This window comes from Haloarcula sp. H-GB5 (assembly GCF_054850705.1).
The window spans coordinates 33494-48179 of record NZ_JBTWBG010000002.1; the positions used below are offsets into that span (position 1 = coordinate 33494).

11 protein-coding genes are annotated in these 14686 nt (G+C 65.2%); 6 read left to right on the forward strand and 5 right to left on the reverse strand.

Going from position 1 to position 14686, the window contains the following annotated elements:
• The first annotated feature begins 2 nt into the window (after positions 1–2).
• From cobN to ACYJ11_RS08120, 3 genes are all read left to right on the forward strand, one after another.
• Positions 3–3926, forward strand: a complete 3924-nt coding sequence (gene cobN, locus ACYJ11_RS08110; protein WP_461647411.1) for a cobaltochelatase subunit CobN — start codon at positions 3–5, stop codon at positions 3924–3926.
• Positions 3916–4626, forward strand: a complete 711-nt coding sequence (locus ACYJ11_RS08115; RefSeq protein ID WP_461647412.1) for a precorrin-8X methylmutase — start codon at positions 3916–3918, stop codon at positions 4624–4626. Before cobN ends, ACYJ11_RS08115 begins: the two co-directional genes overlap by 11 nt.
• A gap of 66 nt (positions 4627–4692) precedes the next feature.
• Positions 4693–5451 carry a cobalt-precorrin-7 (C(5))-methyltransferase gene (locus tag ACYJ11_RS08120; RefSeq protein WP_461647413.1) on the forward strand — a complete coding sequence of 253 codons (759 nt, stop codon included), beginning with the start codon at positions 4693–4695 and terminating at the stop codon, positions 5449–5451.
• Between the two features lie 24 nt (positions 5452–5475).
• Here the strand turns inward: ACYJ11_RS08120 and ACYJ11_RS08125 are convergent, their stop codons facing one another.
• Together ACYJ11_RS08125 and ACYJ11_RS08130 are read right to left on the reverse strand one after the other, a co-directional pair.
• On the reverse strand, positions 5476–5943 hold the full coding sequence (locus tag ACYJ11_RS08125) for a DUF2062 domain-containing protein (protein WP_461647414.1): 468 nt from the start codon (positions 5941–5943) through the stop codon (positions 5476–5478).
• Between the two features lie 76 nt (positions 5944–6019).
• A complete protein-coding gene (locus tag ACYJ11_RS08130) occupies positions 6020–6793 on the reverse strand; it encodes a CbiX/SirB N-terminal domain-containing protein (RefSeq protein WP_461647415.1) in 774 nt (257 codons plus the stop codon).
• Between the two features lie 171 nt (positions 6794–6964).
• On the opposite strand from ACYJ11_RS08130, the gene ACYJ11_RS08135 reads away from it, so the two are divergent.
• The gene (locus tag ACYJ11_RS08135; RefSeq protein ID WP_461647416.1) at positions 6965–7453 is read left to right on the forward strand and encodes a cation:proton antiporter regulatory subunit; all 489 of its coding nucleotides are present in this window, start codon (positions 6965–6967) and stop codon (positions 7451–7453) included.
• A gap of 34 nt (positions 7454–7487) precedes the next feature.
• Positions 7488–8699 carry a cation:proton antiporter domain-containing protein gene (locus tag ACYJ11_RS08140; RefSeq protein WP_170097702.1) on the forward strand — a complete coding sequence of 404 codons (1212 nt, stop codon included), beginning with the start codon at positions 7488–7490 and terminating at the stop codon, positions 8697–8699.
• Positions 8700–8721: 22 nt separating this feature from the next.
• Here ACYJ11_RS08140 and ACYJ11_RS08145 read toward each other — a convergent pair whose 3' ends face one another.
• A complete protein-coding gene (locus ACYJ11_RS08145; protein ID WP_170097701.1) occupies positions 8722–9762 on the reverse strand; it encodes a zinc-binding dehydrogenase in 1041 nt (346 codons plus the stop codon).
• Positions 9763–10221: 459 nt separating this feature from the next.
• Here ACYJ11_RS08145 and ACYJ11_RS08150 point away from each other — a divergent pair, with 459 nt between their 5' ends.
• Positions 10222–10416, forward strand: coding sequence for a XapX domain-containing protein (locus ACYJ11_RS08150; protein ID WP_004518274.1), 195 nt, complete (start codon positions 10222–10224; stop codon positions 10414–10416).
• Between the two features lie 84 nt (positions 10417–10500).
• Here the strand turns inward: ACYJ11_RS08150 and ACYJ11_RS08155 are convergent, their stop codons facing one another.
• Together ACYJ11_RS08155 and ACYJ11_RS08160 are read right to left on the reverse strand one after the other, a co-directional pair.
• Positions 10501–11217 carry a hypothetical protein gene (locus ACYJ11_RS08155; RefSeq protein ID WP_461647417.1) on the reverse strand — a complete coding sequence of 239 codons (717 nt, stop codon included), beginning with the start codon at positions 11215–11217 and terminating at the stop codon, positions 10501–10503.
• Between the two features lie 3 nt (positions 11218–11220).
• Positions 11221–14673, reverse strand: a complete 3453-nt coding sequence (locus ACYJ11_RS08160) for a CehA/McbA family metallohydrolase (protein WP_461647418.1) — start codon at positions 14671–14673, stop codon at positions 11221–11223.
• Between the last annotated feature and the right edge of the window lie 13 nt (positions 14674–14686).

Genomic DNA, 14686 nt, shown 5'->3' on the forward strand with positions numbered 1-14686 from the left:
TTATGCCACAGCTAGGACTCTACACCGCGACGGAGAACGAACTCGGGGCTGTTCAGCGGGCCGCGGGCGAGGTCGATGCGGACCTCGTCGTGCGCTCGGAGAGCGACCTCGACGACGAGCCAGCGGTCGAGGCGTTCGTCGACGAACTGACCGACGCCGACGCCGTCGTCCTCTGGCTCCACGGGGCCGAGGACAGCATGCCCGGCTATGACCTCGCCGTCGAGCGGTTGCGCGAGGCCGGCGTCCCGCTCGTGGTGAAAGCGACGGGCGACGCCTTCGCCTTCGAGGACACGTCGGTCCCCGACGAGCACCGCGAGACCGTCTACGACTACCTCGACAAGGGCGGGGCGAGCAACGTCGCCAACTGCCTCCGCTACCTCGTGGCGAAGTACGGCGACGCCGACCCCTCGTACGACGACCCGGTGACACTGCCGACGGAGGGCGTCTACCATCCTGCTCATCCCGGCGCGAGCATCGAGGACCTGCGGGCGACGTTCGATCCGGCGAAACCGACAGTCGCCGTCTGGTTCTACGAGTCCCACTGGACCCACGAGAACACCCGCTACGTCGACGCACAGGTCCGGGCCATCGAGGCACAGGGGGCGAACGCGCTCCCGATATTCTGCGAGCCGGCGACCGACGCCGAGGGCCAGTGGAACGCCGAGCAGGTCACAGAGGAGTGGCTGCTCGATGCTGACGGCAACCCGCTGGTCGATGCGGTCTGCTCGTCGTTCATGTTCTCGCTGTCGATGGACGAACGCGGCCGCAGCGCCGACGACGAGGGCCAGAGCGCGGAGGACGTGTTCCTCGACAAACTCGGCGTTCCAGTCATCCAGACGGTCACGACGATGCGCTCACGCTCGCGCTACGACAGCAGCGACACGGGCGTGATGGGCTTCGAACTCGCCCTCTCTGTCGCACTCCCGGAGTTCGACGGCAACGTCATCACGCACCCGATCTCGGGCAAGGAGCGGACCGACGACGACGCCGGCATCGGCAGCGCGCCGAAGCAGCACTTCCCTATCGACGACCGCATCGACCACGTCGCGCGGCTGGCGGTCAACTGGGCCGAACTGCGCCACACCCCGAACGACGAGAAGCAGGTCGCCGTCGTCCTGCACAACTACCCGCCGAGCGACGACGGCATCGGGACGGCATTCGGATTGGATTCGCCCGAGAGCACGGTGAATCTCTTGGAGGAGCTTGACGCTCGTGGCTACGACCTCGGTGACACGATGCCCGATAGCGGCCAGTCGCTGGTCGAACGCCTCACTGCTCAGCTAACACTGGACGACCGCTGGGTCGCGCCCGAGGACGTGCGCGAACTGAGCGTCGACACCGTCTCGCCCGACCAGTACGGCGAGTGGTTCGACGCGCTCGACGACGACTTCCGGGAGAACGTCGTCGAGGAGTGGGGCGACCCGCCGGACCGCCCGTTCGCAATTCCCGGCGTGGAGTTCGGCAACGTCCTTGTGACGGTCCAGCCACCGCGTGGCTTCGGCATGGACCCCTCGAAGGTGTACCACGACTCGGACCTCCAGCCGCCCCACGACTACGTCGCGTTCTATCGCTGGCTCCGAAACAGCTACGAGACGGACGCCGTCGTCCACCTCGGAACGCACGGCAGTCTGGAGTGGCTGCCGGGCAAGACCGTCGGACTGGACGGCGAGAGCGCGCCCGACCAGCTCATCGACGACATCCCGAACGTCTACCCGTACATCGTCAACAACCCCGGCGAGGGAACGCAAGCGAAGCGCCGGTCCTACGCCGCCATCGTCGACTACCTGACGCCCGTGATGGCCAACGCCGGGACGTACGACGACCTGGCCGACTTAGAGGAACTGGCCGACCGCTACCGCGAGGCCGGCATGGAGGACGCCCGGACCGACGACGGCGAACACCTCGCCGAGCAGATCCGACAGACGGTCGATGAGTTGGACCTCGCGGTCGAACTCGGCATTGCTGGTGAGATTGACGAGAAGGCCGATGTACGCGGCCCCGACGAGGCGGGGTCGACGCTGGCAGAGGGAGACGTGGCTGGCGACGAACTCGGCATCGACGCCCTCGTCGAGCGCGTCCACGAGTACCTCACCGACGTGAAGACGACCCAGATTCGCAAGGGCCTGCACACGATGGGCGAACCGCCGGCCGACGACCGGCTCATCGACTATCTGGTCGCGCTCACACGCCTCGAGAATCCCGGCGCGCCGTCCCTGCGCGAGAGCGTCGCGGGCGTGCTCGGCGTCGACTACGACAAGCTCCGGAACGCGCCGGGCGAGTACGACGAGACGCTGGGCATGACCTACGCCGAGGCCGCCGACCACGTCCACGAGACCAGCAAAGACCTCGTCCGGACGCTGGCTGAGCACGATTTCGACGTGCCCGAGAGCGAACTCGAAGACAACACTTCGGAGGTGAACATGAACCTCCTCGTGGTCGACATCGAACCGCTTGGCGATGCGCGCGTGCGGTCTGGCGCGCACGACGACCTGCGCGAGGCGCTGGCCTACATCTGCGAGGAGGCCGCCCCGCGGGTGGCCGGTGCGGCCGACGAGATTCCCCGCACCGCCGACGCGCTGGCCGGCGAGTACGTCCCGCCGGGTGGCTCCGGCGCGCCGACCCGCGGCGGCGTCGACCTGCTTCCCACAGCCAGAAACTTCTACACGCTGGACCCGCGCAAGGTCCCGGCGAAGACGGCGTGGGACGTGGGCAGCGAGGTCGCCGACGGCGTGCTGGAGCGCCACGAAACCGACGAAGGCGAGTACCCCGAGGAGATCGGCGTCGTCGTCTGGGGCACACCGACTGTTCGGACTCGCGGCGAGACCATCGCACAGGTACTCGCGCTGATGGGCGTCGAACCGGTCTGGTCCGATGCCGGCCGCGTCGAAGACGTGGAGCCGATTCCGCTGGAGGAACTCGGCCGGCCGCGCATCGACGTGACGACGCGCGTCTCCGGCCTGTTCCGGGACGCGTTCCCGGCGGCTGCGGGGGTCGTCCACGACGCCGTCGACGCCGTTGTCGATCTCGACGAACCCCACGAGATGAATTACGTGAAGAAACACGTCGAGGAGGAGACCGACGACCTCGTTGCCGACGGTATGGACGAGGGCGACGCCGAGAGCGCGGCGAAACACCGCGTCTTCACCACTCGGCCGGGCGGCTACGGAGCCGGGACGAACAAGGCCGTCGACGAGGGCAACTGGGACGACCGCTCGGACCTCGCCGACGTGTACGTCCAGTGGGGCGGCTACGCGATGGGGTCGCGCGGTCGTGTCAGCGACGCCCACGACGCCTTCGAGCGCCGCCTCTCTTCCGTCGACGCAACCGTCAAAATCGAGGACACCGCAGAACAGGACGAGTTCGACTCCTCGGACTGGTATGCCTTCCACGGCGGCTTCATCTCCGCAGTGACCGAGATTGCGGGCGAGGAACCGAACTCCTACGTCGGGGACTCCTCGGACCCGGACAACGTTGATGTCTACACCAACGAGGAGAAAGTCCGCAAGGCGATGCGCGCACGCGTACTCAACCCTTCGTGGCTCGACTCGATGGAGGAACACGGGTACAAGGGCGCTGGTGACCTCTCGACGACGGTCGACGTGGTGCTCGGCTGGGACGCGACGACCGACGTGGTCAGCGATACCCTCTGGGAGGACGTGGCCGAGCGCTACGCCTTCGACGAGGACCGACAGGACTGGCTCCGGGACGTGAACCCTTGGGCGCTGGACTCGATTACTGACACGCTGCTGGAGGCCATCGACCGCGGGCTCTGGGACGCTGACGACGACACCCGGGACCGCCTTCGGGACCTGAATCTGGAAGTGGACGGTGACTTGGAGAGCCGAGCGACGGGGGGTCCGAAGGAGCGAGCGGGGAGCAGTGCGACCCGCGAGCAGGACGAGGAGGTGACTTCAGATGACGACTAACACAGATGACGCGAACAGCGACGACGACTTCGAGGAGTACGCCGACCTCGGCGCGACCACCTCGAACGCGATGGACATCGCGGAGACGTCGATGGACCGCGTGCGCGAACTCGTCCCGGACGAGACGCTGGCCGACCGGATTCGCCAGAAGTCCGTCCACGCGACCGGCGACCCCGAGTTCCAGCACCTGGTCCGGTTCACCGGCACGGACGACGACGAACCGATTCGTACTGGGGCGCGCGCCGTCCTCGATGAACAGCCTATCGTCACCGACATCACGATGGTCAAGGCCGGCATCACCGGTCGCGGCCACGACTGCCCGGTCCAGAAGGCCATCGGTAACGGCGCGGAACTGGCCGCCGAAACCGGGATGACCCGGACGGCCGCGTCGGTGCTCGAACTCGATAAGCAGGGCGTCTACGACGGGGCCATCGCCGTCGTCGGGAACGCGCCGACGGCTGCACTCGCGCTGGCGGACTGTATCGAGGACGGCACGCGCCCGGCGGTGGTCGTCGCCACGCCGGTCGGCTTCGTCAAGGCCGCAGAGAGCCGAAAGCGGCTCCGGGAAGTCGCTGCCGAGCACGGCGTCCCGACTATCACGAACGTCGGCCGCCGCGGTGGAAGTGGGCTGGCTGCTGGGCTGACGAACGAGCTGGTGCACGTTGCGTCGGACGTGCGCGAGGGTGTGGTCGATCTATGACCACACCCCCGGAACGAGCGAGCGGGGAGGAACGACCCGCGAGCCGTGAGGGAGGAGTTTCGCTGGATGGCTGACGACTACGATCTTGACTCCGGACCGGACCCGGCCGATATTGCGGCGAGCACGCCCGAGGACCCCGACGCGGACGGGCCGGTCCACGCCGTCGGCATTGGCCCGGGGAACCCTGACTTCCTGACGCCGCGCGGTGAGCAGGCGATCCGCGAGGCCGACGTCGTCGTCGGCTTCGAGACGGTGGTCGACTTCGTTGCCGACCGGACCGATGCGGACCTGCTGACCTGTGGCTACCGCGACGAACTTGACACGCTGGACGCTTTCGCCCAGCGCGTAGCCGACGGCGAGCGCGGGACCGCGGTCGCGATGGGCGACCCGAACCACTCGGGCTACCAGTTTGTCGGGAAGGTCCAGCGTGCCGTCGACCGTCCCGTCCGCGTCGTTCCGGGCATCTCCTCGCTGCAGATCGCCGCCAGCCGTGCCCGAACACCGATGGAGGACACGTCCTTTGTCACGCTACACAAGAGCGGTGATCTCTCGGCAGATCTCGACCGGCTTCGGAGCGACGTGGGCGACCGACACCTGCTCGTCCTCCCACGCCCGTTCGACCTGATGCCCGAGGACATCGCCTCCGAGCTGTTGGATGCTGGCGGCGATCCCGATCTGCCGGCGCTGGTCTACGAGTGCCTCACTCATGATGACGAGGCCCGGACCGCGACGACGCTCGGTGATCTCGCGGAGGATGCCGGCGGTGACAGCAGGGACGACACGCAGTTCTCAGACCTGTCCGTGTTCGTCGTCCGGCGGGAGTGACGCGAGTCCCCGCTCCAGTCTTGCTTAGCTAACTGCGGCTGTCTGTCCCTGCCGTCGCCTGTACTCGTTGATCAACCGGAACGCGAGCACGTATCCGATAGCGGCGAACACGACGGCCAGGATGACGTTCCCCGTCCACAGTCGGACCAGCACGTCACCACCCATCGACATTGACACACCGTCGAATGACAGCCCGGGTACCGGCCCCAGAATCCGGTTGCCGAGCCAGAAGCTCGTCGCGTACACGCCCCACTTGACCGGCGGATTGAGTATCAGCACCGAGGCAAACAGCGCGACCTTGCTGAGTTGTCTGAACAGGTACGCGAGGACGAGGAAGGCGATGAACCCAGTGCCAAGCGTCGGTAGTGCGGTGAGAAACACGCCGACGCTGAAGCTCATAGCGACCTCTCTCGGCGAGTGGTCTTCTATCAGCGCGGCCACTAGCTTCTCTTTGACCTGGTCCCGCGTCTGCGCTACTCGTCGGCGAACCATCTACGTGTCAGAACGTACCGTGGGTACAAATCGCTTCCTCTCGTTCGTCGCTCCCGGTTCTGCCGCCGCGACAGCCCTAATCGCCCTCGCCGTCGGTCGCCATCGGCCGGTTTGTGGCAGCCAGCGTCGCCTCGAAGGTCTGTGGGGTACGTGTGTCTGCCATCGTCCGTGCCGTCTCGACGGCGGTTGCAATGGCTTCGGTGACAAGCGGGTGGTCGTCCAGCGTGTCAGTGTAGGCGAGTCCGCCTCTGCCGAGGTCGAGCTTGGCGGGAATCTGTGTCTCCGTCGCGTCGCTCGGAGCGAGAAAGAGCGGTACGGCGACGGCGTGGTCGTGGGTGAGGTTGTACCTGACACATTCGACGGCGGGGTTCTGGAGCAGATAGCACGGTTCGACCTCGCCGAAGGCCGAGCGCTCGCGCAGGCGCTCGGCGTGGTACTCCGTCACCTGACGCTGGTACGGCTTGCCGCTGGAGCCGAAGGCGACGAGTGCGACAGAGGAGTCGGCGGCCTCCGGGACTGCAGCAGCGGCGCGGTCCCGGAGCGCTTCGGTCAACAGCGGACTTCGGCCGACTGGTTCACAGTAGTGCATCTCGGCGTCGACCTCGTCGAGTACCGCCGGCACGTCCGTGACTGTCGCGTGGTCGTGCGCGACGGTCATCGGCAGCGCGAACACGCGGTCGGCGTCGATGGCTACCAGTTCGTCGCGTAACTCCCGACGGGGCTCGTGGTCGTAGGTCAGCACCGTCACGTCGGTTGCTACCCCGCGCTCGCGCAACCGGCGAGCGTGTGTCTCGTAGGGCGTAGCGCGTGACGTGTCCCGACCGATGAGCAGGAGTGTGTCGTGTGGCATTGGTAGCTCCCAACGCTAAAACAAGTTGAGTTGTTTTAGCGAAAGTTGGCTTGCCTGAACGTTGGCAGGAACCCACTAATACCTTTGGGTCCCGCCTTTCGGGTGCCGACGACCTGCTATCCGTCGTCATGGGCACAGGGGCTTATACGCAGTCCAGCGCAATCCCGGGCTATGGACGTGACAGAGACCGACCTGCCTGGTGTAGGGAAGAAACACGAGGTGAACATCGGTGGCGGGCAGCAACTGGTAGTCGTGACGCACAACACGGGTACGCGCGAACTATACCTCAAAGAGGACGAGGACGCCGACTCCGAGAAACTCCTCGAACTCTCCGACCGGATGGCGCGGATGGTCGGCACGATACTCGAAGGCGCGTACTTCCAGCCGGTCGAATCCAGCCACGTCGAGACGATGCTGTCGGAAGGGACGCTGCTTGAGTGGTACGCGGTCGAGAGCGACTCGCCGCTGGTCGGCGAGACGCTGGCCGGTGCGAACGTCGGACAGCGGACCGGCGTCACCGTCGTCGCGATACAGCGCGATGACGACGTCATCTCCGGCCCCACGTCGACCGTCGAAATCGAGGCTGGCGACACTGTCGTCGTTATCGGCGAACGCGACAACTGCGAGTCGTTCGAGAAACTTCTGGCCGGAAACCTGTAGATGACTCGAACCGAGTCGCCGGGGGGCCGCCGCTGTGGCTGACCTGCTCGGTATCGGTGTGTTGTTCGCCGCCGTCGCAGCCGCCACGCTCGGCGCCGTGTGGCTGAACAAGTCGGTGATCCCGTTGTACATTATCATCGGGATGCTGCTGTCGCCGTCTGTCGCGGGGCAGTTCGCCGTCGCCGGCTACGGCCTCCCAGTCGTCGAATCCTCCGAGTTCATCGAACTCGGCGCGGAGCTGGGTATCGTCTTCCTGCTGTTTTTCCTCGGACTGGAGTTCAATCTCGACCGGCTGCTGGACCGCTGGGAGCGCATCACCAGAGCGGGGGCTCTCGATCTGGGCATCAACTTCGGTGCCGGTCTCCTGCTCGGGTTCGCGCTGTTCCGGGACCCGCTCGCGGCCTTCCTTATCGCCGGTATCGTCTACATCTCCTCCTCGGCCATCATCACGAAGTCGCTCATCGACCTCGGCTGGATCGCCAACGACGAGGCGGACCCGTTGCTCGGAACGCTCGTGTTCGAGGACCTGGTCATCGCAGTGTATCTCACGATAGCCGCCGCGCTCGTCGCTGGCGGGTCCGACGTGGGGGCCGCCGCGACCTCTGTCGGCGTCGCGCTATCGTTCATCGTCGCGCTCCTGCTCCTAGCCCGCTACGGGACGCCGTGGTTCGAGCGGGCCTTAGAAACGAACTCGAACGAGTTCACAGTGATACGAGCCGTCGGCATCACGGTCCTCATTTCCGGTATCGCCCTCGCTATCGGCGTCAGCGAAGCCGTCGCCGCGTTCTTCGTCGGGATGGCCTTCGCTTCGACAACGCACACGCACAAACTGGAGAACCTGCTGGAGCCCGTCCGCGACACGTTCGCGGCGGTGTTTTTCTTCTGGATCGGCGTCGAGACCGACCCCCGACTGTTCGCAAGCGTCGCGGGGCTGGTCGCCGCCGCTGTCGTCGTCACGACGCCGACGAAGATCCTGTCGGGCTATCTGGGCGGCCGCGTATACGACCTCGACCCCCGTCGGTCGATGCGTGTCGGCCTCGGCATGGTCACTCGCGGCGAGTTCTCCCTGATTATCGCCGCCGTTGCGTTGACCGGCGCAGGCACGTCGCTGTCGACAGAGCTGGCCAACGCTGTCTACTCGTTTACCGTCGCTTACGTCCTTCTGATGAGTATTCTCGGAACGATGCTGATGCAGTACTCGGCCCCTTTCGAGCAGTTCGCGACAGCTCGGTTCGGAACAGAGTAACGACAAAAACGCGAGGGCGGACCTACAGCTCGCTGTCCGGAACGACCACGACCTTCCCGAAGCCTTCGCGGTCCTCGATTATCTCGTGTGCCCGCGCGATCTCGCTCATCGGCAGCGTCTCGCGGACTCGCGGTTCCATCTCCCCTTGCCAGACCAAGTCCAGCACTTCGTCGGCCTGTCCCGGGGTAGCCATCGTCGAGCCGATGACCTGCAACTGGTTCCAGAAGATGCGGTTGATGTCTGTCTCCGGATTGCCGCCGGTGGTCGCGCCGCAGGTGACGACCCGGCCGCCCTTGACGAGGCTCTTGAGCGAGTCCTGCCAGGTCTGTGCGCCGATATGGTCGACGACCATGTCGACGCCGCGGCCGTCAGTCAGGTCCCGGATCTCGCCCGCGAAGTCCGTCTCCTCGTAGTTGATCGTGTGGTCCGCGCCCAGTTCCTCGGCGTAGTCGAGCTTCTCCTGACTGCTGGCGGTCGCGAACACCTCAGCGCCGGCGTGGTCGGCGATCTGGACGGCGGCGTGGCCCACGCCCCCGGAGGCACCGAGGACGAGGACGGACTCGCCGGCCTTCAGGTCGCCACGGTCGCGTAGCATCCGCCAGGCGGTCTGGAACACCAGCGGCGACGCGGCGGCTGTCTCCCAGTCGACGCCCTCCGGGACCGGTGTGAGGTTCTCCGCCGGCACGGCGGCGTACTCGCTGTGGACGCCCCGGACGTGTTCGCCGATGATGTGGAAATCCGGCGCGAGTGTCTGGTCACCCTTTCGACTGAACTCGTCGCCCCCGCCGCTTTTGCCGGCGAGGACGGCGACGCGGTCGCCCGGTTCGAATCGCGAGACGCCGTCGCCGACCTCGTCGACGACACCCGCGGCGTCACTGCCCGGGATGTGTGGCATATCGAGGTCGATGCCGGGAAGCCCGCGCCGGGTCCAGATGTCGAGGTGGTTCAGCGCGGCCGCCTTCACGTCGATGACCACCTCGTCGCGGCCCGGTTCGGGGTCGGGAAACTCGCCATACTCGAGTACATCACGGTCGCCGTGACTGTCGAACTGAACGGCTTGCATCGTCATCACTTCCCGTGGCTTGGTTATAAACGCCAGCCTCCCGGAGGCTATTCTGGTCGTGGTTGGTCTGCTCGGACCCCATCAATTTGTGTGCGTCTTTTCTGTACTCTGCTTCTTTAGGGACTATTTGTTTACACAGTGCGCCGTTTATTCTCGTTCTGCTCTCTCTTGCTATGTTATATTCTTATATGGCGGGATATCATTGAGTAATACGAGAATAAGACTGCCAAACTTCGATTGACTCGGATATTTGGATGTACTTCTGGGTGCTATAGATTTACTTTGGTTGGTGTGTGTTACTATTCACCACTGCTGGCTCGATGAGGAGCATACTTACCGCTTGAATCCGTTCTTTATGCCACCAATGGCACACACTTCAAACACACCCATCGGCCGCTCTCAGGTCGCTCCGACACGCGACTGCGTGGGTCCTCGCTGCAGGACAGTGGTGACCGACCGATGAATCTCTCACTTGTTATCGTCGCGACGATGACCGGCGTCGCTACCGGTGTCGTGTTCGGACTGCTGGATGTTCCAATTCCGGCCCCACCGAACCTCGCCGGTGTCATGGGAATCCTTGGAATCCTCGTCGGCTATCGCCTCATCGAGTACTTCGACGTTGGCGTCAGCCTGCTGTCGCTGCTGAAGGTCTGAGCAACGACACGGCTCTTTTCGAACCGAATCGTCTCACATTTCGCGCCCAGAACGGCGACGACGGCAGTGACTACACTACCGCCGTCAGTGGTCTGCGTGCTCGGTTCCGTTATGCTGGTGAGTGCTTTCGTTCCCGCTGTGGTCGGTTCCAGCGTGGTCGTGATCGCGAGTGAGGCGGCCGTGGTACGTGTCGAGTGTCCGTTCGAGCAGCGCGGTCCGCGTCTCGTGGCCCTCGACGACCGGTTCGACCCACCGCGATTCAGTTCGCCAGTAGCCCATGACGTCCCCGGACGGCTCGATTACCTCCGCATCGAGGCCCTCGACCCCCCAGTCGTCCGTGTACGCCTGGATGAACGAGACGACGACCGTTTCGATGCCGGCCGCGAGTTCGTGGCTGCGCGTGCTCTTGGTGACGTAGGTCAGCCTGATTCGGCTATCTTCGACGGCGAGGGAATCGATATCGACGAACCACTTCCGCAGATTGGACTCGAACGCGGCGAGTTCGGTGTCGGCAGCGATATCGGCTTCGTCGTCGCTACCGTCGTGGCTGTGTCCATCGCCGTGGTCGTGACCGCCGTCTGTGTGCGTGTGGCCGTTCGCTCCGTTGTGATGCGCCCTATCGTCTGCCTGTGCGGGCGTGTCACTCGCCTCGGGTGTTACCGTCGAGCCGCCGGCTCCGGTATCGCCCGGCTGGCCGTTCTGGGTACCGCCGAGGCTGCTACAGCCAGCGCTGGTCACCGCAGCCAGCGCGAGGGTTCCGAGGAACCCACGCCGACTCCGTCGCTGGCTGGTGTCTGCCATGGCTCAGGGCCTCCGTCGCGTTGCAAGCAGCGCTGCGCCGACGAGCGCGAGCAGCGTGACGACGGCGGTGAACCCGGGTCCGGACGCGGCGCTCGTCTCCGACTCCGCGGTTGCAGTATCATCGGCCATCGTTCCCGCCGACCCGTCCTCAGTGTCTGGCGTGGCGGTCGCCGTGGCACCGCCGGATTCGCCGTTGCCGTCCGTTCCGGATTCGGCTCCCTGCTCGGCCGAAATCCAGACCGGGCTGGTCAGCGCCCGGTCGCCGTCCTCGTCGACGACGCGGAAGGCGACCCAGGCGTTCCCGTCGATGTCAACGTCGGTGCTCATGGTGTCGTTTGTGCCGTCGAGCGTGACGTTCGAGACGGTCGTGCCGTTCCGGATGACCTCGGCGTAGGCTAGTTCGTCGAGGTTCCGGACCGTTGCGGACGCCTCCACGGACGACCCGGCGGTCGTGTTCACGGTTTCGCCGGGCATCCTGTCGTCGACGGTGAAATCGACGGCTGGACCGTACGTCGCGTACGTGTGCCCGTCCTTCACTGACTGGGCCCACTTCTCGGGCGTGACGGTCCCCTCGACGTATGCACGGGTGCGGGCGCTCCCGTATTTCGCCGGGAAGCACTGCGAACAGTGGTCGTCGCTGACCCCGGTCGCCGTGATATCGTAGCCATTGTTCCAGAGGGTAAACAGCCCCTGAACGCTCGCGGCGTCGGACTCGCCGTACGGACCGTTGTACGCCTCGATGGCGTCGACCATCGGGAGGTACTCCTCGTGCTGGCCGGGCGCGCTGTCGAGGCTGACGAAGCGGTCACCCGGATGGTTGATCTGGAACACCGTCGCGTTGTGTCGGCTGCGGGACTCCTCGATGAACTCCACGAGGGTCCCGTCGGAGTCGATCATCTCCTCGCCGTGCAGCGGATAGGGGTTGAAGTGCCCCAGGTCACCGGTGGTGATCTCCTCACTCCGGACGAACATGATCTCGCGCTCCTGTGCCTGTGACTGCATCGACCCCCAGCCGCCGATGGCGTTGTGGTCGGAGATGAACACCGCATCGACGCCCGCCGATTTCTGGATGGCGACGAAGTTGTCGATTGGCGTCTTGCCGTCGAAGCTGACGCTGCTGTGGGCGTGGGGGTCGATGCCGACCCAGTCGCGTTCGCTGGGGTCCAGTTCCTCGGTGAACGTCGCGTTGACGCTGACTGCCTCGCCGGGCGTCACCGAGATGTTCTTCTCGACCGGTTCGGCGATGTAGCCCGTCCCGTGGTTGAACACCAGCGTGTAGTTACCGGGCGGGAGCTGGAACGAGGCCGTCCCGGCCGGCGTCGTCTGTGTGTAGACGGTCTGGACCGCGGTGCCGTCGTCGAGCACCGTAATCCGGGCGTCGGCGGGCCTGACCTCGCCCTCGTCGTCTATCGTTGCAGTGACGTTGACGGGAGCCGGCCCCTCCAGCGAGTCGAAGTCGGCGGTGGCCGTTTCGCCGCCACTAACGGTTACGGACTTGGGCTCTGATGCCGCAAACCCGCTGGCATCGGCCGTCAGCGTGTACTCGCCGGCGGGGAGTTCGAGTTCGTACGTTCCGGTCTCCGATCCGACGGTGTAGGTGAACGCACGGTCGCCTTTCGAGGCGGTGACTGTGGCCTGTGAGACGGACTCGTTGTCCGTACTCTCGATACTGCCGGTCACCGTCCCCGTCTCGGTTCCCTGCTGCTTGTTGTAGTACTCGCTGGTCGCGCTACTTGAACCGTCCTCGCCGACGAAGAAGGCGAACTCCGCCGACCGCGTTTCGCCGGGATCGAGGCGGTGTTCGAGCCACGGGTCAACCCAGGTCGTGGAACCCGTGTACGAGGTGAAGGAGCCGTTCCCGCCCCAGACACCGTAGCTCACGCGGTCACCGGTGAGCGCAGCCCAGGGCTGGTCGAGCGTGTCGGCACTCACTGGCGGCGAGCGCGTCTCCTCGACTGTCCCCGAACCGGGGAGCCAGGTCGACTGCCCCTCGGAACTCAGTGCGGCCCCGCTCTGGAGGCGCTCGGAATCGTTGACCGGGAGGCGCTGGTCGCCGCCGTTCTCCATCGTGGTGTTGATCCAGATGTGGCTGGAGTTAGCCGGTAGCGTGTACGTCGTCGTGACGGACACGTTCGGGTTCGTACTGACGTGACCAGTCGCGGTGACGACTGCTGCGCCGTTCGGACCGGTGGCGTTCTGGCGCTCGAAGGACTCGTAGTCCGGCCACGTCCCGAAGTTGTTGAACGCGAACTCGGCGACGCCGATCTGGTCGGTCGTCAGCCCGTACGCGTTGGCGTCGTAGATACCGCCCGGCAGCGTGCCGAAGGGACCGTTCGTCTCGGTGCCGATGGCGGCGGCGACTTCGCTGTTTTTCAGGACGATCGTCTCGTTCGCCGGCGTCTCGCCGCCCTTGACTCGCTCGCCGGTGACAGCGACCGGCTTGTCCGGTCGCTCGACGTGGCCCGACGAGGCCAGCCACTTCACCGTCCGGAAGAGGAACGGCCGCGTATCGGTCTGCTGGTGTTCGGCCTGCCACTCGTCGGTGAGATACGTCGTGACCGACTTCTGGCTGCCGAAGGCGACGACGCGGCCGTTGTTACCGATGTCCCACGTCGCGGCTGCACCGACGATGCGCTCGCCACGAGGGTACTCTTTCTCTGTCGTGGAGTAGGTGTACTCGTAGGTATCGCTGTCACCGTACAGCAACGGGGCTTGCGTCCCGTTTTCCGTGTCGGTGACGTTGAGACTGACACCGTCGTACTCCACGGTGTCGACGTTGTTCATTATGGGATGCTGGCCCGTGTTGTGGAGCACAACTCGCCACTCGTAGTCTTCGACTGTCTTGTTGGTCGGGTCCTGAATGTTCCGGAGCCACTTGTCGCTCTCGCCGTTGAAGTGGAGTCCGTACGGGTCGGTAATGTCGTTGAGCTTGCCGGCGTGGCCCTGCAGTGGTGAGGTCCACTCCCCGACGACGAACAGGCTGCCGCCGTTTCTGACGTACTCGTCGATCGCCTCCTGTTCGGCCTCGCTATAGGCTGTCTGGGGGACGGGAATGATGACTACGTCGTAGTCCGACAGCCCGTTCGCGGCCGAACTGTTCCACGAGGTTAGCCCGCCTGACGTCGACCGTTTCGTGTCGACGTCGTACCCGCGTTCGCTGAGTCGGTTTGCGAACTTCGTGAACGTCGAGCCCTGATGACTCCCGTCGATCAACACGTCGACCCCGGCACCGCTGTTGTTGAGATCGACTGAATTGTCAGGGACTGGACAGCTACGGTCCAGCTGACAGGTCGCCCCACCACCCGAGGCCGTCTGTGTTGCTGTCTGACTGTTCGCCGTTGCCAGCTCGTTTTGTTCGCTCGGTGCAGCAGCGGCGCTTCCGAGGAAGCCGGTGCTGACAACCGACAAAACGAGTAGTACGCTGAGTAGTACTGGCCGTATGTGATTTCTATTCATCACTTTCTGTACA